Source organism: Luteimonas sp. J29 (genome assembly GCF_000472505.1).
Classification (GTDB): domain Bacteria; phylum Pseudomonadota; class Gammaproteobacteria; order Xanthomonadales; family Xanthomonadaceae; genus Luteimonas.
In genome coordinates this window covers 376,551-394,850 of sequence record NZ_AWZR01000004.1, presented here as the reverse complement: position 1 = coordinate 394,850, position 18,300 = coordinate 376,551, and the positions used below count along the sequence as shown (strand labels likewise).

At 73.5% G+C, this 18,300-nt stretch carries 21 protein-coding genes and 1 pseudogene; 15 read left to right on the top strand and 7 right to left on the bottom strand.

Translation table 11 applies throughout. The annotated features are described in order from the left end of the window. Positions 1 to 264: 264 nt before the first annotated feature. Positions 265 to 1,122: pseudogene (gene cysA / locus LUTJ29_RS0108865) on the top strand (sulfate ABC transporter ATP-binding protein); the annotation flags it as partial. 347 nt (positions 1,123 to 1,469) lie between these two features. Here the strand turns inward: cysA and LUTJ29_RS0108860 are convergent. Continuing rightward, complete coding sequence (locus tag LUTJ29_RS0108860; RefSeq protein WP_027072210.1) at positions 1,470 to 2,870, bottom strand: mannose-1-phosphate guanylyltransferase/mannose-6-phosphate isomerase; 1,401 nt, start codon at positions 2,868 to 2,870, stop codon at positions 1,470 to 1,472. Between the two features lie 69 nt (positions 2,871 to 2,939). Here LUTJ29_RS0108860 and LUTJ29_RS0108855 point away from each other — a divergent pair, with 69 nt between their 5' ends. From LUTJ29_RS0108855 to LUTJ29_RS0108835, 5 genes are read left to right on the top strand one after another with little or no spacing between them, the layout of a single operon-like run. Beyond that, entirely contained in the window at positions 2,940 to 3,965 is a 1,026-nt protein-coding gene (locus LUTJ29_RS0108855) for a phosphotransferase (RefSeq protein WP_027072209.1), read from the top strand. A 15-nt stretch (positions 3,966 to 3,980) separates the two neighbouring features. Beyond that, entirely contained in the window at positions 3,981 to 4,697 is a 717-nt protein-coding gene (gene murU, locus LUTJ29_RS0108850; RefSeq protein ID WP_027072208.1) for an N-acetylmuramate alpha-1-phosphate uridylyltransferase MurU, read from the top strand. A 39-nt stretch (positions 4,698 to 4,736) separates the two neighbouring features. Beyond that, the gene (locus LUTJ29_RS16855; RefSeq protein WP_043740903.1) at positions 4,737 to 5,279 is read left to right on the top strand and encodes a sigma-70 family RNA polymerase sigma factor; all 543 of its coding nucleotides are present in this window, start codon (positions 4,737 to 4,739) and stop codon (positions 5,277 to 5,279) included. Then, the gene (locus LUTJ29_RS0108840) at positions 5,276 to 5,680 is read left to right on the top strand and encodes a hypothetical protein (protein WP_027072207.1); all 405 of its coding nucleotides are present in this window, start codon (positions 5,276 to 5,278) and stop codon (positions 5,678 to 5,680) included. The genes LUTJ29_RS16855 and LUTJ29_RS0108840 overlap by 4 nt, the downstream gene beginning before the upstream one ends. Then, positions 5,677 to 6,477 (top strand): PDZ domain-containing protein, encoded by an 801-nt coding sequence (locus LUTJ29_RS0108835; protein ID WP_027072206.1) that lies wholly within the window; start codon positions 5,677 to 5,679, stop codon positions 6,475 to 6,477. The genes LUTJ29_RS0108840 and LUTJ29_RS0108835 overlap by 4 nt, the downstream gene beginning before the upstream one ends. 21 nt (positions 6,478 to 6,498) lie before the next feature. On the opposite strand, the gene hda is transcribed toward LUTJ29_RS0108835, so the two are convergent. Genes hda through LUTJ29_RS16845 form a run of 3 tightly spaced genes read right to left on the bottom strand, consistent with a single transcriptional unit; the run spans position 6,499 to position 9,466 of the window. Then, on the bottom strand, positions 6,499 to 7,209 hold the full coding sequence (gene hda / locus LUTJ29_RS0108830) for a DnaA regulatory inactivator Hda (protein WP_027072205.1): 711 nt from the start codon (positions 7,207 to 7,209) through the stop codon (positions 6,499 to 6,501). 4 nt (positions 7,210 to 7,213) lie between these two features. After that, entirely contained in the window at positions 7,214 to 8,425 is a 1,212-nt protein-coding gene (locus LUTJ29_RS16850) for an AI-2E family transporter (RefSeq protein WP_051322860.1), read from the bottom strand. 21 nt (positions 8,426 to 8,446) lie between these two features. Next, entirely contained in the window at positions 8,447 to 9,466 is a 1,020-nt protein-coding gene (locus tag LUTJ29_RS16845; RefSeq protein ID WP_343122688.1) for a DUF2066 domain-containing protein, read from the bottom strand. Between the two features lie 193 nt (positions 9,467 to 9,659). Between LUTJ29_RS16845 and purM the strand changes: the two genes are divergently transcribed. Genes purM through LUTJ29_RS0108800 form a run of 4 tightly spaced genes read left to right on the top strand, consistent with a single transcriptional unit; the run spans position 9,660 to position 12,936 of the window. Further along, the gene (gene purM, locus LUTJ29_RS0108815) at positions 9,660 to 10,715 is read left to right on the top strand and encodes a phosphoribosylformylglycinamidine cyclo-ligase (protein WP_027072204.1); all 1,056 of its coding nucleotides are present in this window, start codon (positions 9,660 to 9,662) and stop codon (positions 10,713 to 10,715) included. 11 nt (positions 10,716 to 10,726) lie between these two features. Then, a complete protein-coding gene (gene purN / locus LUTJ29_RS0108810) occupies positions 10,727 to 11,386 on the top strand; it encodes a phosphoribosylglycinamide formyltransferase (protein WP_027072203.1) in 660 nt (219 codons plus the stop codon). A gap of 9 nt (positions 11,387 to 11,395) precedes the next feature. Beyond that, entirely contained in the window at positions 11,396 to 12,214 is an 819-nt protein-coding gene (locus LUTJ29_RS0108805; protein ID WP_027072202.1) for a DUF3108 domain-containing protein, read from the top strand. A gap of 23 nt (positions 12,215 to 12,237) precedes the next feature. Next, positions 12,238 to 12,936: a DUF3108 domain-containing protein gene (locus tag LUTJ29_RS0108800; protein ID WP_043740898.1), complete on the top strand. Its 699-nt coding sequence runs from the start codon at positions 12,238 to 12,240 to the stop codon at positions 12,934 to 12,936. Positions 12,937 to 12,951: 15 nt separating this feature from the next. On the opposite strand, the gene LUTJ29_RS0108795 is transcribed toward LUTJ29_RS0108800, so the two are convergent. From LUTJ29_RS0108795 to LUTJ29_RS0108785, 3 genes are read right to left on the bottom strand one after another with little or no spacing between them, the layout of a single operon-like run. Beyond that, positions 12,952 to 13,275, bottom strand: coding sequence for a hypothetical protein (locus LUTJ29_RS0108795; RefSeq protein ID WP_027072200.1), 324 nt, complete (start codon positions 13,273 to 13,275; stop codon positions 12,952 to 12,954). Beyond that, positions 13,272 to 14,534, bottom strand: a complete 1,263-nt coding sequence (murA, locus tag LUTJ29_RS0108790) for a UDP-N-acetylglucosamine 1-carboxyvinyltransferase (protein ID WP_027072199.1) — start codon at positions 14,532 to 14,534, stop codon at positions 13,272 to 13,274. Before murA ends, LUTJ29_RS0108795 begins: the two co-directional genes overlap by 4 nt. Continuing rightward, positions 14,534 to 14,773, bottom strand: a complete 240-nt coding sequence (locus tag LUTJ29_RS0108785; RefSeq protein WP_027072198.1) for a BolA/IbaG family iron-sulfur metabolism protein — start codon at positions 14,771 to 14,773, stop codon at positions 14,534 to 14,536. Before LUTJ29_RS0108785 ends, murA begins: the two co-directional genes overlap by 1 nt. A gap of 123 nt (positions 14,774 to 14,896) precedes the next feature. On the opposite strand from LUTJ29_RS0108785, the gene LUTJ29_RS0108780 reads away from it, so the two are divergent. The 5 genes from LUTJ29_RS0108780 to lptB are packed head-to-tail and all read left to right on the top strand — an operon-like array spanning position 14,897 to position 18,299. Then, on the top strand, positions 14,897 to 15,904 hold the full coding sequence (locus LUTJ29_RS0108780; RefSeq protein WP_027072197.1) for a KpsF/GutQ family sugar-phosphate isomerase: 1,008 nt from the start codon (positions 14,897 to 14,899) through the stop codon (positions 15,902 to 15,904). 47 nt (positions 15,905 to 15,951) lie between these two features. Continuing rightward, the gene (locus LUTJ29_RS0108775) at positions 15,952 to 16,497 is read left to right on the top strand and encodes an HAD family hydrolase (protein WP_027072196.1); all 546 of its coding nucleotides are present in this window, start codon (positions 15,952 to 15,954) and stop codon (positions 16,495 to 16,497) included. Beyond that, positions 16,494 to 17,054 carry an LPS export ABC transporter periplasmic protein LptC gene (gene lptC, locus LUTJ29_RS0108770; RefSeq protein ID WP_027072195.1) on the top strand — a complete coding sequence of 187 codons (561 nt, stop codon included), beginning with the start codon at positions 16,494 to 16,496 and terminating at the stop codon, positions 17,052 to 17,054. Before LUTJ29_RS0108775 ends, lptC begins: the two co-directional genes overlap by 4 nt. Continuing rightward, on the top strand, positions 17,035 to 17,580 hold the full coding sequence (gene lptA, locus LUTJ29_RS0108765; RefSeq protein ID WP_027072194.1) for a lipopolysaccharide transport periplasmic protein LptA: 546 nt from the start codon (positions 17,035 to 17,037) through the stop codon (positions 17,578 to 17,580). The genes lptC and lptA overlap by 20 nt, the downstream gene beginning before the upstream one ends. Next, on the top strand, positions 17,580 to 18,299 hold the full coding sequence (gene lptB, locus LUTJ29_RS0108760; RefSeq protein ID WP_027072193.1) for an LPS export ABC transporter ATP-binding protein: 720 nt from the start codon (positions 17,580 to 17,582) through the stop codon (positions 18,297 to 18,299). Before lptA ends, lptB begins: the two co-directional genes overlap by 1 nt. Position 18,300 lies beyond the last annotated feature (1 nt).

Here is an 18,300-nt window from a genome sequence, read left to right as displayed (position 1 = left end):
GCCTGGCGCACGTCGGGCGCGGTTGGAGTCCCGCCACAGCGACGGCCTCGCCTCGCACCGGAGGCATGCATGAGCCCGTCCCTCGCCGCTTCCCCCCCGTCCGCCCGCCACGCCGGCCGCGCCACCCACGCCGCGGCCGGCGCCACTCCCACGGAGACCACGAACGTGCTGTTGACCCAGGACCACGCCGTGCACATCCCCCGCCCCGTCGCCGATCCGGAAGCCTCCACTGCGCCTGGCCGCGGAATCGGCGATGATCGCGCCATGGGCACGCGCGGCCACGGCGTCGACCTGCGGATCGAAGGCGTCGCCAAGCGCTACGGCGGCACGGCGGCGCTCGACCACGTGGACCTGCACATCGCCGCCGGCGAACTGGTCGCCCTGCTCGGTCCCTCCGGATCCGGCAAGACCACCCTGCTGCGGGTGATCGCCGGCCTGCTGCCCGCCGACGGCGGCCGGGTGCTGTTCGGCGACACCGACGCCACCCTGCTCAGCCTGCGCGAGCGCAATGTCGGTTTCGTGTTCCAGCAGTACGCGCTGTTCCGGCACATGACCGTGGCCGAGAACATCGCCTTCGGCCTGCGCAGCCGGCCGCGCGCGAAACGCCCGGACAGGGCCACGATCCGGCGCCGGGTCGAGGAACTGCTGGCGCTGATCCAGCTGCCCGGCTACGGCGACCGCTATCCCGAACAGCTGTCGGGCGGGCAGAAGCAGCGCGTCGCGCTGGCGCGCGCGCTGGCGATCGACCCGACCGTGCTGCTGCTCGACGAGCCCTTCGGCGCGCTCGACGCCAAGGTGCGGGTGGAACTGCGCCGCTGGCTGCGCCGCCTGCACGACCAGACCGGCCAGACCACGGTATTCGTCACCCACGACCAGGACGAGGCGCTGGAACTGGCCGACCGCGTGGTGGTGCTACGCGAGGGCCGGATCGAGCAGGCCGGCACCCCGGACGAGATCTACGGCGCGCCGGCCTCGCCCTACGTGTTCGACTTCATCGGCCGCGCCAGCGTGGTCGAGGGCCGGGTCGAGGGCGGCCGGTTCGTGGTCGACGGCCAGGCGGCGGGCTTCGAGGCCGACGGGGTCGCCGACGGTCCCGCGAGCCTGTACCTGCGCCCGCACGACGCGGCGTTCGTGGCGCCGGGCGACGGACTGCAGGCGCGCGTGGCCGCGCTCGCGCGCCAGGCCGGGCGCATCACCGTGGAGCTCGAACTCCCGGGCCAGTCGCGCAGGCTCGAGGTCGACCTGGTCGCCGCGCCGGGCGTGGCGACCCCGGCCATCGGCGACGCGGTCGGCGTGCGGCTGCTGAAGTACCGGGTGTATCCGGGACAGCGCTGAGCGCGCAGCGCCCGGTCGCGGAAGCCGCTCCTGCCATGATCCGGGCACCGTAGGAGCGGCTTCAGCCGCGACCCGCCGCCGGTACGGGCACCACGCCTGCGCCGCCCCGCGGCGCACCGTCGTCCGCAGCGCCGCTACGACCGCCCGTACACGTCCTCGTAGCGGACGATGTCGTCCTCGCCCAGGTAACTGCCCGACTGCACTTCGATCAGCTCGAGCGTCTCGGTCCCCGGGTTCTCCAGCCGGTGCCTGGCGCCCAGCGGGATGTAGGTCGACTGGTTGGCGTAGAGCTCGAACACGTCGTTGTCGCGGGTCACGCGCGCGGTGCCGCGGACCACGATCCAGTGCTCGGCGCGGAACTTGTGCGACTGCAGCGACAACCGCGCGCCCGGCTTGACCTTGATCCGCTTGACCTGGAAGCCCTCGTCCTGGTCGATCGAATCGTAGCTGCCCCATGGCCGGTGCACCTCGCGGTGCAGGACCGCGTGGCTGCGTGCGTCCGACTTGAGCTTCGCCACCACGTCCTTGACCTGCTGCACCTTGTCCTTGTGCGCGACCAGCACCGCGTCGTCGGTCTCGACCACGACCAGGTCGTCCACGCCGACCAGGGCGACCAGGCGCCGCGCGTAGGCGTAGCTGTTGCGCGAATCGACCGCGATCACGTCGCCGTGGCGGGCGTTGCCGTGTTCGTCCTGCTCGCTGACCTCCCACAGCGCCGACCACGAGCCGACGTCGTTCCAGCCGATGTCCACCGGCAGCACGCGCGCGTCGCCGGTCTTCTCCATCACCGCGTAGTCGATCGAATCGGAGGGACCGGCGGCGAAGGCCTCGCGGTCGAGGCGGATGAAGTCGCCGTCGCGCCTGGCGGCGCCGAACGCGGCGCGCACCGCGGCCAGGATGTCGGGACGGAAGCGTTCGAGCTCGGCCAGGTAGCGCGAGGCACGGAACAGGAACATGCCGCTGTTCCAGTAGTAGCCGCCGGCGTCGAGGTAGGAACGCGCGGTGGCCGCGTCCGGCTTCTCGACGAAGCGCAGCACCGGGCGCACGCCCTCGCCCGGCCCGGCCTGGATGTAGCCGAAGCCGGTCTCCGGCGCGGACGGCACGACGCCGAAGGTGACCAGCGCGCCGGCCTCGGCCGCGGGCAACGCCTGCGCGACCGCGGCGCGGAAGCCGTCGGCGTCGCGCACCACGTGGTCGGACGGCAGCACCAGCAGCACCGGATCGTCGCCGCCGGCGGTGGCCTGCAGCGCCGCGGCGGCGATCGCCGGGGCGGTGTTGCGGCCCACCGGCTCGAGCACGATGTCCGCGTGCTCCACGCCGACCAGCCGCAGCTGTTCGCCGGCGAGGAAGCGGTGCTCCTCGTTGGCGACCACGATCGGCGCGGACGCGGCCAGCGGCGCCACCCGCAGCCACGTGTCCTGCAGCATCGTGTGCTCGCCGGCCAGGGGCAGGAACTGCTTGGGATAGGCCTCGCGCGAGAGCGGCCACAGCCGCGTCCCGGACCCGCCCGACAACAACACCGGCTGCACCTTCATGCTCTCTCTCGCCCGGAAATGCGCGGCAGTTTACCCTTTGCCTGCCGGCCGCCGCCGGCCGGAGAACCCATGGCCCCGATCGACACCCCTTCCAGCGAGCGCGACCGGCAGCGCATTGAGTGGATACGTAGCACGCTCGCCGAGCCGGACACCGGACTCGAGCGCGCCTCGTTCGACGCCGATTTCCGCAGCTACTGGCGCACCACCGGACGCGAACCCAGCCTGGTGCTGATGGACGCGCCGCCCGGCCTCATGGACGTGCGTCCGTGGCTGGAGATCCGCGACCTGCTGGAGGCCGGCGGACTGCGCGTGCCGGCGGTGCTCGCGCGCGACGCCGAGCAGGGGTTCCTGCTGCTGGAGGACCTCGGCCGCCAGACCTTGCTGCACGTCCTCGACGACACCAGCGCGGACGCGCTGTTCGATCTCGCGATGCGGCGCCTGGTCCAGCTGCAGTCGATCGCCGTTCCCGACGGCTTCCCCGCCTACGACGCGGACCTGCTGCTGCGCGAACTTCGCCTGTTCGACGAATGGTTCCTCGGCGTGCACCTGGGCATCGCGCTCGACGACGGCGAACGCGAACAGCTGCACGGCGTGTACCGAGTGCTGGTGGACGCGGCGCTGGCCCAGCCGCGGGTGCTGGTGCACCGCGACTACATGCCGCGCAACCTGATGCCCTGCGGCGACGACGTCGCCGTGCTCGACTTCCAGGACGCGGTGCTGGGCCCGATCGGCTACGACCCGGCCTGCCTGTTCAAGGACGCGTTCCTGAGCTGGCCGGAAGCGCGCGTGGCCGGCTGGCATGCCCGCTACCACGCCCTGGCCTCCGAAGCGGGCCTGCCGGTGCCGCCGCTGGAGGACTTCCGCCGCGACCTCGACCTGATCGGCGTGCAGCGCCACCTCAAGGTGCTGGGCATCTTCGCCCGCCTGAAGCACCGCGACGACAAGCCGAAATACGTCGCCGACGCGTCACGCTTCGTCGCCTATCTCGACGCGGTGCTGCCCCGCCACCCGTCGCTGGCGCCGCTGGCGGCACTGATCGAAGGGCGCGTGCGGCCGGCGCTGGCGGCGCTGGAACCGGTGGCCATCCATGCCTGAGCGCGCGTCCGGGCGATGAAGGCGCTGGTCTTCGCCGCCGGCCTGGGCGAGCGCATGCGCCCGCTCACCGACACCACGCCCAAGCCGCTGCTGCGAGCCGGCGGCAAGCCGCTCATCGCCTGGCACCTGGAGCGCCTGGCGGCGACCGGCGTGGACGAGGTGGTGGTCAACATCGCGTGGCTGGCCGAGCGGTTCCCGGAAGCGCTCGGCGACGGCGGCGCGTTCGGCCTGCGCATCACCTGGTCGCACGAGGGGGCGGTGCCGCTGGAGACCGGTGGCGGCATGCTGCACGCGCTGCCGCTGCTGGGCGACGCCCCGTTCATCGCGATCAACGGCGACATCTGGACCGACTTCGACTTCGCCCGCCTGCCGCGCGAGCCCGCCGGCGACGCGCACCTGGTGCTGGTCGACAATCCCCCCCACAACCCGCGCGGCGACTTCGTCCTGGGCGCCGACGGCCGCGTCGCCAGCGGCGACGGCGAAGCCCCGCGACTTACCTTCGCCGGCATCGGCGTGTACCGGCCGCGCCTGCTCGACGGCTGGCGCGGGGTCGTCGGCGACGCGCCCGGCGCCGACCGGACCCCGCCGCGCTTCCGGCTCGCCCCGCTGCTGCGCGCGGCCATGGCCCGCGGCGCCGTCACCGGGGAACGCCATCCTGGCGCGTGGACCGACGTGGGCACCCCCGAACGGCTGGCGAAGCTCGACGCGGAGCTGTCGCCCACCGCCGGCTGACGCTGCGACGCTCCGGCCGCGTCGCGCGTACTGGCTGCCATGGCGAACGACGCCCCGCTCTCCACCGAGGACGAACATGCGCTGGTCCGGCGCGCCCGCTGGGGCGACGGCGAGGCGTTCGCGCGCCTGTACCGCGCCCATGTCGACGCCGTCCATGCCCTGGCGTGGCGCATGACCGGCAACCGCGCCGCGGCCGACGACATCACCCAGGACACCTTCCTGCGCATGTCGCGCTTCCTCAACGGGCTGCGCGCCGACACGCCGCTGCGGCCCTGGCTCCGGCGCGTGGCGACGAACCTCGCGGTCGACCGCCTGCGGCGCGAGGCAGGGCGGAACGACGCGCTGCCGGACCAGCTCGAGGACCCGGCGGGCGCGGCGCCCGAGCAGGCGAGCGAATTCGAAGGCCTGCTGCGACGGCTGCCCCCGCTGGCGCGTACCGTGCTGTGGCTGAACCTGGTCGAAGGCTGGTCCCATGCCGAGATCGGCGAACGCTTCGGCCGGACCGCGAGCTGGTCGAAATCGATCGCCTCGCGTGCGGTCGCCAGGCTCAGGCAGGCACTCGATGGAGGAGAGGCCCCATGAACATCGAGGAACGACTGCGCCGCCGGCTCGATGCGCTGGCGGCCCCGTCCCCGGGCGCGGCGCTCGAAGCCCGCGTCCGCGCCGCCCATCGCCGGCGCGTGCGCCGGCTGGCGGCCGGCATGGCCGCGCTGGCGCTGGCCGCGCTCGTCCCGTGGCTGGTGCTGCGGCCCGAACCGGGCGGCGATCCGCCGACGGCCGGCGCGGGACCCGCGCCGGGGTCGATGGATCCCGCCGACGCATCGCGCCGCCAGGGGCAGGTACAGGCGATCGACCTCGCCCTGCAGGCGGCCTACGACCACGGCGCCAGCGACGACGAGATCGACGCGCTGTGGCGCGCGCGCGCGGAACTGCTGGTCGTCGCCGCGCCATCCGGTCCGGCCAGGCGAAGGAGCCCACCATGATCCGTGCCCGCGTCGCGCGCGCCGCGCTCGCATTCGCGTTCGCCGCGTCCTGCACCCTGGCCTGCGCGGCCACGGCGTCGTGGGCGCCCCTGCTGGTGCCGGCGATGGCCCAGGCGATCAACCGCGAGTTCGGCATCATCCTCGACACCCGTCGCGCCGGCGTGGACGGCGCGACGGTGCTGGCGGTCACACCGGGCAGCGTCGCCGAACGCATCGGCCTGCGCCCCGGCGACGTGCTGGTCTCGGTCAACGGCCGCGACATGCTCGATGCCGCCGCCCCGGGCACCGCGTTGCGCGAGGCGCTGGACGCACCGGGCGGCCTCCGCGAGGTCGTCGTGCGGCGCGACGACTTGACCCTGCCGATCGACGTCCCGGCCGCCGACCCGCCGCCGGCCGCGAGCCGGCCTACCGGCTGCGGCTACGTCGCGATCGACGGCGCGGTGCCGCGCAACACCCGCGCCATCCACCGCGCCGAGATCGTCAGCATCGACGGGATCGGCACCCCGGTGCTGTCGTCCCCGCCGCGGCACCGGGTCGATGCCGGCCGGCACGTGCTGCTGGTGCGCGAGCGCATCGACGACCACCACTTCGGCTCGCTCGCCCAGTCCGAGCGCGAACGCCAGCTGGCGCGGCGCACCTCGCACGCCTACAAGGTCCTGGTGGTGGAGGTCCCACCGGGCAAGGCGGTCCACGTCGGGGCGCGCCTGACCACGACCCTGCCGGACATCGCCGCGATCCGCGCCAACCGTTACTGGGAGCCGGTGGTCTGGAACGTGGTCGACGCGGCCTGCCCCTGAGCCGGCGCGCGGCCGGGACGGTCAGTCGCCGGCGCCCAGCACGCTGCGCAGGAACGGCACGGTGAGCCGGCGCTGCGCGGCCAGCGCGGCGAGGTCGAGCTGCTCGAACAGGCGGGTCAGCGACGCGGTGTCGCGCCCGGCGCGGCGCAGCAGCCATTCGATCGCGGCCTCGTCCACCTGCAGTCCGCGGCGCCGCGCGCGCAGCCGCAGCAGGTCGCGGCGGCCGTCGTCGTCGAGCGGTTCGAGCAGCGCGCGCGTGCACTGGCCCAGCCGCGAGCGCAGGTCGGGCAGCCGCAGTCCGAGCGCGGCCGGCGCGACGCGTGCGGTGTACAGCAGGCGCCGGCCGGCGTCGTGCATGCGGTTGTGGAAGTCGAACAGCGCCAGTTCGTCGCCCGCGTCGCCGGCCACCGCGTCGAGGCCGTCGAGCGCCACCAGGTCGAAGGCCTGCAGCGCCTCCACCGCCTCGCGCAGGCGGCCGGGCGCGGACGCCAGCGGCAGGTAGGCCGCGCGCAGTCCCGCGCCCTCGGCCTCGGCGCAGGCGGCCAGGGCGAGATGGGTCTTGCCGCTGCCCGGCGGGCCGACCAGCAGCAGGGTGCGGGTGCCGGCGTCGCCGGCCGCGAACTGCCTGAGCTGGGCTGCCAGCGCGGGGGCGCCGGCGAACGTCTCCAGTCGCTGGTCGGGCGGATAGCGCAGCGCCAGCGGCAGCTGCGGCGTCGGGGGCCGTGCCGCCATCGGATCAGGCGCCGTCGTTGCCGTTGCCGTTGCCGTTGCCGGCCGCGCCGCCGTCGTCCGCGGATGCGGATGCGACCGGAACGGCCTGGGCCTGCACGCCGACCACGATCCTCGGGCCCTCGCCCGCGTACAGCCGGCTCTGGGTGTAGCGCTCGCGGGCGAAGCGCAGCAGCACGTTCCCCACCGCCGCCACCGGCAGCGCGATCAGCATGCCGACGAAGCCGAACAGCTGGCCGCCGGCCATGATCGCGAAGATCACCGCCACCGGATGCAGGCCGATGCGGTCGCCGACGATGCGCGGGGTGAGGATGTAGCTCTCGATCAGCTGGCCGACGGTGAACACCACGCCCACCAGCACCAGCAGCTTCAGGTCGAAGCCCTGCGCCTGCACCAGCGCGGCGAGCACCGCCAGCACGATCCCGGTCGCCGCGCCGAGGTAGGGCACGAAGCTGATCAGGCCCGCGACCATGCCGATCAGCAGCCCGAGCTTGAGCCCCACGAGGGTCAGCCCGATCGCGTAGATCGCGCCGAGCGCCACCATCACGATGAACTGGCCGCGAAGGAACGCGCCCAGCACTTCGTCCGACTCCTTCGCCAGCCGCGACACCGTGGCCAGGTGGTCGCGCGGGATCATCACCTCGACGCGCTCGACGAGCAGGTCCCAGTCGCGCAGGAAGTAGAAGGTCAGGATCGGCAGCAGCACGATGTTGGCGATCCAGGCGAGGAACGCGAAGCCGGAACTGGACAGGTAGCCGAACAGGGTGGTGGCCAGGCCGCCCGCCTGCGCCCAGTGGGTGCGCACCAGCTCGAACAGGCGCTGCGGATCGAGCCAGGTGGTGATCTCGATCCCGGTGCGCTGCTCCACCCACGGCAACGCGGTCTCCATGAACCAGGCCCGGTACTGCGGCAGCGCCTCGACCAGGGTGACCACCTGGCGCTCGACCATCGGCACCAGGATCAGCACCACCAGCACCACCAGCATCAGCATCAGCACGAACACGAGGGTCACCGCGACCGGCCGCGACCGGCCGGCGCGCTCGAGCCGGTCGACCAGCGGGTCGCCCAGCCAGCCCAGCAGGGCGGCGAGCACGAACGGGGTCAGGATCGGCCCGAGCAGCGCCACCAGCCACAGCGCCGCCAGCGCCACCAGCCCCCACTGCAGCCTGCGCAGGAAGCGTGCGATGTCGGCGCTGGCGTCCACCGGTTCCCGGTCCATCGACACGGCGTCTCCTTCGCCTCAGCGCAGGTGGAACACCGGCCGCGCGAGCGCGTCGGCGCCCTCGACTTCCAGCAGCACCGCCCCGTCGAGCATGCGACGGAAGCCCTCCATGCCGGTGAGCAGGTCCAGTTCGGCCTCGAGCCGGTCCCCGGCCGCGCGCTGCGGCCGGATCGCGCGCACCACCGACATGCGCTGCAGCGCCGCGGCCAGGCGCAGGTAGTCCTGGCTGCTGCGCACGCCCGTGAACACGACCGCCTGGGTCACCGGGTCGGGCGGCGCGGTCGCCTTGGCATAGCGCCGGGCAAGGGCGTCGGCCGCGCCGTCGGCGCCGGTGGCCAGCGCGCGGCGGGCGTCGGCGCCGGTCTCCGACCATCGCGAGAGCACCCGGCCGTTGTCGACGAAGATCCAGTCGGCCTTCCAGCCGCCCTCCTGGCGGTAGAGCTTGCCGACCAGCTGCATCGGCGGGCTGTAACGCGCCGACAGGCGCGCGATCGCGGCGGTGTCGCCGCGCCAGATCGCGGCCGCGGCGGCCTGTTCGGCGGCGCTGCCCGAGGGCAGGCCGAGGCGGAAGCCGCGCTCGATCGCACGCTGCAGCAGCGGCCGGGCCACGGTGTTGTGCTGCAGGCCGACCAGGCGCGGACCGTTGCCGTCGTCGATCGCCAGCCACACCACCGGCTTGGGCCGCGGCTGCGGCCATTCCGGCAGGCCCAGCGCATCGGCCAGCGCGTCCACCGATTCGGGCTTGAAGCGCACCACGAGGGTGGTGCGGAAGGTGGGCGTGCCGCTGGCGCTGACCCCTTCGTCCTGGCGGTAGTCGAAGCCTTCGACATGGTCGGCGGCGCGGCGCAGCTCCTGGACCACGCCCGGGCGATCGACCACCGAGCGTTCGCCCGAGCGCTTGGCGAAGACCTGGGCGAGGGCGCGCGCGAAGCCGGCCTGGCGCTCTTCCTCGGACTGGCTGCGCACCGGCACCTCGGCCTCGTAGATTCCCTCGGCGGCGGCGCGGTCGCCCTCGACCCGCTGGGCGAGCGCGGGCATGGCCACCAGCAGCAGCGCCAGTGCCCAGGCCAAGCCTGGCATCCCTCGTACGAACCCGCGCATCCGGTGTCCCTGTGCAGCCACGAACGGAGCCCGAATGGTGCCACAAAGCCCTGCCGCGCATGCCGGTCCGGGGCCGCCGCGCGGCCGCGGCTGCTAGAATCGCGGGCCGCCCGGCCCCTCGTGAACACCCGTGACCACCCCGCCTCCCGGCCCCACCGGCCTGACCTACCGCGACGCCGGCGTCGACATCGACGCGGGCAATGAAGTCGTCGAGCGCATCAAGCCGCTGGTCGCGCGCAGCATGCGCCCGGAGGTGATGGGCGGCCTGGGCGGGTTCGGCGCCCTGTTCGACCTGTCCGGCAAGTACCGCGAGCCGGTCCTGGTCTCGGGCACCGACGGCGTGGGCACCAAGCTCAAGCTGGCCCAGCAGCTCGGCCGCCACGACACCATCGGCATCGACCTGGTGGCGATGTGCGTGAACGACGTGCTGGTGCAGGGCGCCGAGCCGCTGTTCTTCCTCGACTACTTCGCCACCGGCAAGCTCGACGTCGAGACCACCGTCGCGGTGGTCGGCGGGATCGCCAAGGGCTGCGAGCTGTCCGGATGCGCGCTGATCGGCGGCGAGACCGCCGAGATGCCCGACATGTACCCGCCGGGCGAGTACGACCTGGCCGGCTTCTGCGTGGCCGCGGTGGAGAAGTCCGAGCTGCGCGACGGGTCGACCGTGCGCGCCGGCGACGTGCTGGTCGGCATCGCCTCCAGCGGCCCGCACTCCAACGGCTATTCGCTGGTCCGCCGCATCTACGACCGCGCCGGCCGGCCGGCGTCGCTCGACGTCGGCGGCGTGCCGCTGGCCGACGCGCTGATGGCCCCGACCCGGCTGTACGTGAAGCCGGTGCTGGAACTGCTGCGCGGTGCGCACGGCCCGTCGATCCACGGCATGGCCCACGTCACCGGCGGCGGACTGACCGAAAACATCATCCGGGTCGTCCCCGACGGCCTGGGCCTGGACATCGATGCCGGCGCGTGGCCGCTGCCGCCGGTGTTCGACTGGCTGCAGCGCGAGGGCAACGTCGCGCCGCAGGAGATGTGGCGCACCTTCAACTGCGGCATCGGCTTCGTGCTGCTGGTCGACCGCGATGCGGTGGCCGCGCTCGGCGGCGAACTCGCGCGGCTCGGGCTGGCGCACTGGCGCATCGGCGAGGTCGTCGCCGCCGGCGACGGCCCGCGCGTGCGCATCGGCTGACGGGCCGCGCGGTGCGGCGCCTGCGCCTGGCCGTACTGGCCTCCGGCCGCGGCAGCAACCTGCAGGCCATCCTCGACGCGATCGCCTCCGGCCATCTGCAGGCGGAGCTCGCCGGCGTGTTCTCCGACCGCGCCTCGGCGCAGGCGCTCGAGCGCGCGCGCGCCGCGGGCGTGCCGGCGCAGGCGCTGTCGCCGCGCGACTTCGCCGCACGCGCGGACTTCGACCGGGCGCTGTTCGCGCACGTCGACGCCTGCGCGCCGGACCTGGTCGTGTGCGCCGGCTACATGCGCCTGATCGACGCGGCGGCGGTCGCCCCGCGCAGCGGGCGCATGGTCAACATCCATCCTTCGCTGCTGCCCGCGTTCAAGGGCCTGCACACCCATCGCCAGGCGCTGCAGGCCGGCGTGGCCGAGCACGGCGCCAGCGTGCATTTCGTCACCGCCGACCTCGACGGCGGCCCGGTGATCGCGCAGGCGCGGGTGCCGGTGCTGGACGGCGACGACGAGCACGCGCTCGCGTCGCGGGTGCTGGCGCGCGAACATCCGCTGCTGGTGGAAACGCTGCGCCTGTTCGCGGCCGGGCGCGTCGCGTTGCGTGAAGACGGCGTTCACTTCGATGGACGCCCGCTGACCGCGCCGCTTCAGCTGTCGTGCAACGACGCGTTTGCATGATGACCGGCCATGCGCCCTGCCCCCACGCTGACGCTTGCCATCGCCGCCGCCCTCGCCCTGGCCACGGGCGGGCTTGCGCGCGCCCAGGACACAGGGGCGGCTGAGCCTGCGCCGGTGCAGGCGGTCCCGGCCCCCGGGGCGACTGCGGACGAGGCCGGTACCTTCGCATCCCAGCGCACGCTCGAGCCGTTCCTCGCCACCTACGAGGCCTGGTACGGCGGCCGGCACGCGGGCACCGCGACCATGCAGCTGGTGCGCGACGCGGCGCGCTGGCGGATCGACCTGGGCGTGCGCGGCGACCGCGGCTTCGCCGGCATCGTCGGCCTGAACATCGACCAGAGCACCGTGTTCGACCAGGTGGACGGCGAGTACCGCCCGCTGGCGCAGGGCACCACGCGCAAGGCCGCGCTGGTGTTCAACCGCCGCACCACCGGCACCTACGACTGGGCCTCGGGCATCGCGCGCTGGACTGGCGACATCAGCAAGGCCCGGCGCGCGCCGGTGCCGCTGCGGCCCGGCGACATGAGCGGGCTGCTGATCAACCTCGCCGTGGTGCGCGATGCCGCGCCCGGGCGCACGCTGCAGTACCGCTTCGTCGACCGCGGCCGCGCGCGCGACCACGTCTACCGCGCCGCGGACACGACCGAGCCGGTCGAGGTCGCCGGCCTGAGCTACGAGGCGCTGCGCGTGGAACGCACCAACGGCGGCAACGACCAGACCATCCTGTGGGTCGCCGACGGCGTCCCCACCCCGGTGCGCATCCTCCAGCGCGAGGACGGCGAAGACGCCGTGGACCTGCGCCTGGTCGAGTACCGCACCCTGCAATGAACACGAATCCGAGGACCCTGCCCATGACATCCGCACTGCGCTCCATCGCCGCGGCCGCCGTACTCGCGCTGGCGAGCGCATCCGCCGCCGCGGTCGAGCCGTTCACCGCCGACTACGCCGCCCAGTACATGGGCCTGCAGGCCACCGGGCGCATGACCCTGGAGCCGGCCGGCGGCAATCGCTGGAAATACAGCCTCCAGGTCAATGGCGCCGGCGCGCGCCTGGAGCAGAACACCGTGTTCGAGGTCGACGGCGAGCAGTGGCGGCCGGTGTCCAGCCACGATTCGCAGCGCGGCGAATCGGGGCTCGCGGCGATGCTGGTCAAGCCGCGTTCGACCACCGCCACCTACGACTGGTCGCGCGGCCAGGCGACCTGGGAAGGCGACGTGAAGGCCGACCGCCGCGGCCCGGTCCGCCTGCAGCCGGGCGACGTGGACGGGATGCTGATGAACCTGGCCCTGGTGCGCGACTTCAAGGCCGGCAAGCCGCTGTCGTACCGGCTGGTGGAGGACGGGCGCGCGCGCAAGCAGGTGTTCCGTCCCGCCGGCACCGAATCGATCACCGTCGGCGGCAAGACCCACACCGCGACCAAGGTGACGTGGAACAACGACGAGCGCAGCATCACCGCGTGGATCGTCGACGGCCTGCCGGTCCCGGCGCGCATCCTGCAGCAGCGCGGCGGCCGCGACCACATCGACCTCACCCTGCGTTCGCTGCGCTGACCGCGGACGGGTCGGTCAGCGCCCGGCGTCGTCGGCGTCGGGCGCCACCACCACCCGGCATTCGACCCGGAACGGCTCCCCGCCGCGGCCCAGGCGCGCGTAGCGCCGGCAGGTGCGCGGCCCCTCGCGGCTCTCCTCGACGCCGACCACGGTGAAGCCCTGCAGGATCTCGGCGCGCGTCGCGACGCCGTCGTCGTTCCAGTCCATCTCGCGCGGCTGCACGCCGTTGAAGCCGGCCACGCCCATGAACCGCAGCACCAGCATCGCCACCATCGCCAGCAGCACGGTCGCCAGCAGCGCCTTGCGCCGCGGCGACAGCCGCCACCGCAGCGCGTTCACGCGCTGATCCTCCGGATCCGCGCGCCGAGGCCCGAGAGCTTGCGCTCGATGTGCTCGTAGCCGCGATCGAGGTGGTAGATGCGGTCGATCGTGGTCTCCCCTTCGGCCACCAGGCCGGCGAGGATCAGCGAGGCCGAGGCGCGCAGGTCGGTCGCCATCACCGGCGCGCCGGTCAGGCGCTCGACGCCGGTCACCGTGGCGCGGTGGCCGTCGATGTCGATGTCCGCGCCGAGCCGCATCAGCTCGTTCACGTGCATGAAGCGGTTCTCGAAGATCCGCTCGTCGATCGTGCCGGTCCCCTCGGCGACGCAGTCGAGCGCCATCAGCTGCGCCTGCATGTCGGTCGGGAAGCCCGGGTGCGGCTCGGTGACGATGTCGACCGCGCGCGGGCGGCGGCCGCGCATGTCGAGCGCGATCCGGTCGCCGTCGACGTCGATGTCGGCACCCGCCTCGCGCAGCTTGGCCAGCACCGCGTCGAGCGTGTCGGGGCGCGCGTGGGTGGCGACCACGCGGCCGCGGGTGATCGCGCCGGCGACCAGGAACGTGCCGGTCTCGATCCGGTCGGCGATCACCTGGTGCCGCGCCGCGTGCAGCGCATCCACGCCGTGGACCACGATCCGCGACGTGCCCGCGCCTTCGATCCGCGCGCCCATCGCCACCAGGCAAGCGGCCAGGTCCACGATCTCGGGCTCGCGCGCGGCGTTGTCGATGGTGGTCGTGCCCTCGGCCAGGGTCGCGGCCATCAGCACGTTCTCGGTCGCGCCGACGCTGACCATGTCGAATTTCACCTCGCCGCCGCGCAGGCGGCCGGCACGCGCCTTGATGTAGCCGTGCTCGACGGTGATCTCCGCGCCCAGCGCCTCGAGCGCGCGGATGTGCAGGTCGACCGGGCGCGAGCCGATCGCGCAGCCGCCCGGCAGCGACACCTCGGCCGCGCCGTGTCGGGCGAGCAGCGGCCCGAGCACCAGCACCGAGGCGCGCATCGTGCGCACCAGTTCGTAGGGCGCGACGTGGCCGCTGGCCGGACGCGGATCGACCCGGACCGCGGCCGCGTCCGCGGCGTGTTCGACCTCGGCGCCGAGCCCGCGCAGCAGGCGCGCGGTGGTGCGCACGTCGTGCAGGTCGGGCACGTTGCCGATCTCCACCGGCCCGTCGGCCAGCAGGGTGGCGCAGAGGATGGGCAGCACCGCGTTCTTGGCGCCGGAGATGCGGACCTCGCCCTCGAGGGCGACCCCGCCGGTGACGACGATCTTGTCCATCAGGCGGCCGCGGCCTCGTCCGGGGTCTGGGCCCGGACGATCGCCAGGGCGTGGATCTCGCGCCCCATGAGCGCGCCGAGGGTGGCGTAGACCATGCGGTGGCGGGCCAGCAGGGGCTTGCCGGCGAAGGCCTCGCTGACCACTTCGGCCTCGAAGTGGACGCCGTCGTCGCCGGTGACCCGGACCTGGGCGCCGGGCAGGCCCTGCAGGATCAGATCGCGGATGGTGTCTGGGTTCAAGGGAATTCCTGACTGAAGCGCGCATGAGCCGGCAGCGGCCCGCATCGGGTCGGCGGGCGCTTTCACGCCGGGCAAGCGCCTAAAATGAACCACTTAGGTTATCGGAAACCCCGCGCCCCGGATATGGCCATTCCAGACCCCAAGCCCAGCGAGTTCCCCGACCCGAGCACGCTCGCGGCCAGCGGACGGCGCGTGTTCAAGACCGAAGCCGGCGCCCTCGAGGCGGTGGGCGCGCGCCTGGACGGCGCGTTCTCCGAAGCCTGCCGACGGATCCTGGCCTGCAGCGGCCGCGTGGTCTGCACCGGCATGGGCAAGTCCGGGCACGTGGCGCGCAAGATCGCGGCCACGCTCGCCTCCACCGGCACCCCCGCGTTCTACATGCACCCGGGCGAGGCCGGCCACGGCGACCTGGGCATGGTGACCGACGCCGACCTGGTGCTGGCGGTGTCGTACTCGGGCGAGTCCGACGAGATCCTGATGCTGCTGCCGGTGCTCAAGCGCCAGGGCAACGTGCTGCTGGCGATGACCGGCCGCCCCGGATCGACCCTGGCCCGGGCCGCCGACGTGCACCTGGACATCAGCGTGCCCGAGGAAGCCTGCCCGCTGCACCTGGCGCCCACGTCCAGCACCACCGCCTCGATGGCGATGGGCGACGCGCTGGCGGTGGCACTGCTGGAGGCGCGCGGCTTCACCGCCGACGACTTCGCCCGTTCGCACCCGGCCGGCGCGCTCGGCCGCCGGCTGCTGCTGCACATCGCCGACGTGATGCACACCGGCGACGACATCCCGCGCGTGGGCCCCGACGCCTCGCTCGGCGAGGCGCTGCTGGAGATGAGCCGCAAGCGCCTGGGCGTGACCGCCGTGATCGACGGGGAAGGCCGGCTGCTGGGCCTGTTCACCGACGGCGACCTGCGCCGCGCGCTCGGCGACCGCCGCGTGGACGTGCACGCCACCACCATCGGCGAGGTGATGACGCGCGACCCGGTGACGATCGGCAGCGACGCGCTCGCGGTCGAGGCGGCGCGGCTGATGGAAACGCGCAAGATCAACGCGCTGGTGGTGCTCGACGACGCCCGGCGCGTGGTCGGCGCCCTCAACGTCCACGACCTGTTCCGCGCACGGGTGGTCTGAACCTGGCGGCCGGTCCTGCCCGGCGCCGTTGACTGGAGGGTGTGTCCTTGCCGCATTTCCGCCCCGAGTACCCCGACGACCTGGTCGCGCGCGCCGCGAAGGTGCGCCTGGCCTGCTTCGACGTCGACGGCACCCTGACCGACGGCCGGCTCTGGTTCGACAGCATGGGCCGCGAGTCCAAGGCCTTCAGCGTGCTCGACGGCCAGGGCCTGGTGCAGCTGCGCAAGGCCGGGATCACGGTCGCCTTCGTCACCGCGCGCGACAGCCTGGTCGCCGCCAACCGCGCCCGCGAGCTGGGCGCCGAGCCGCACGTGAACGTGAAGGACAAGCTGGCCTGCGTCGAGGAGATCCGCATGCGCCTGGGCCTCGAGCGCGAACAGGTGGCCTTCATGGGCGACGATCTGCCCGACCTGGGCGTGCTGCGGCTGGCCGGCTTCGCGGTCGCGCCGGCCAACGTCCACCACTGGATCCGCGACGAGGTCCACTGGGTCACCCCGTCGCGCGGCGGCGAGGGCGCGGTGCGCGAGTTCTGCGACCTGGTCCTGCATGCCCAGGGCCGGCTCGCCGACCTGCTCGGGGACGGCGCGCGATGAACTGGCGCCTGGCCGTGATCCTGGCCCTGCTCGCCGGCGCGTTGCTCAGCGGCTGGTTCGCCTGGCGCGGCGACGCGCCGGACGAGGACGCCGAGGAGGCCGACCCGCGCTCGGACTTCATCCTGCGCGACTTCGACCTGGTCACGCTCGACTCGGAGGGGCAGGAGTCGTTCTCGCTGCGCGCGCCCGAGCTGCGCCAGACCCCCGGTGCACGCACCCTGGAACTGGTCACGCCGCTGTTCCTGATGCCCGACCAGCACGGCAGCCGCTGGGAAGTGCGGGCCCGGCGCGGCCAGGTCGACGAGAAGAGCACCCTGGTGCAGCTGCGCGGCGACGTCGTGGCCGACAGCCCCGTGGGCGCCAGCCGTCCGACCCGGATGCGCACCGAGTCGCTGGACGTGTACCCGCAGCAGAACCGGGCCACCTCCGACGCCGTCGTGACCATCACCACCCCCGGCACTACAATGCGCGGTACCGGGATGGAGGCCGACCTGGCCGGCAAGCGCATCCAGCTCCTGTCCAAAGTGAGCCTCACCAATGACCCGAACCACCGCTAAGCTGGTCCTCGCGGTCGCCGCCGCGTGCTGCGCGCACGCCGCCGTGGCCAAGTCCTCCGACCGGCAGCAGCCGATGAAGGTGCAGGCCAGCCGCAGCGACTGCACCGTCACCGACGGCGGCCCGTGCGTGCTCACCGGCAACGTCCACATCGTGCAGGGCTCGCTGGTGATCGAGGCCGCGCGCGCCGACATCCGCCAGGGCGACGGCGACATCCAGAGCGCCAAGCTCACCGGCTCGCCGGTCAGGCTGCGCCAGGAAATGGACAACGGCGGCACCATGAACGCGACCGCCGCCCAGGTCGACTACGACCTGCGCCAGGACACCGTGGTGTTCACCGGCGGCGCGGTGGTCCAGCAGCCCGGCCGCGGCAGCATCGCCGGCGAGCGCATCGTCTACAACATGCGCACCGGCCAGGTGCAGGGCGGCGGCGGCAGCGAGGGCGGCCGCGTGACCCTGACCTTCGAGCCGCGCGCCCGCGCCCGGGACGACGCGTCCGACAAGGCCGACAGGGACGGGAACGACTGATGCTCGTCGCCGAGGGCTTGCGCAAGCGCTACCGCCAGCGCGAGGTCGTGCGCGACTTCCAGCTGAGCCTCGACGCCGGCGAGGTCGTGGGCCTGCTCGGCCCGAACGGCGCCGGCAAGACCACCTGCTTCTACATGATCGTCGGCCTGGTCCCGGCCGACGAGGGGCGGATCGTGCTCGACGGCCACGACATCACCGCCGAGCCGATGCACCAGCGCGCGCGCCGCGGCGTCGGCTACCTGCCGCAGGAGCCGTCGGTGTTCCGCAAGCTCAGCGTGGCCGACAACATCATGCTGGTGCTCGAGTTGCGCGAGGACCTGGACCGCGCCGGCCGCGCCCGCGAACTGGAGTCGCTGCTCGACGAACTGCAGATCGGCCACGTCGCCGACCAGATCGGCGCCAGCCTGTCCGGCGGCGAGCGGCGCCGGGTCGAGATCGCCCGGGCCCTGGCCGCCCGGCCGCGGCTGATCCTGCTCGACGAGCCCTTCGCCGGCGTGGACCCGATCTCGGTCGGGGAGATCCAGCGGATCGTCGAACACCTCAAGCACCGCGGGATCGGGGTCCTGATCACGGACCACAACGTCCGCGAAACCTTGGGCATTTGCGACCGGGCGTATATCCTCAACGAGGGAAGCGTGCTCGCGCAGGGGGCTCCGGACGCGCTTCTGGCCAATCCCGACGTGCGCCGGGTCTACCTCGGGGAGTCCTTCCGCCTGTAGC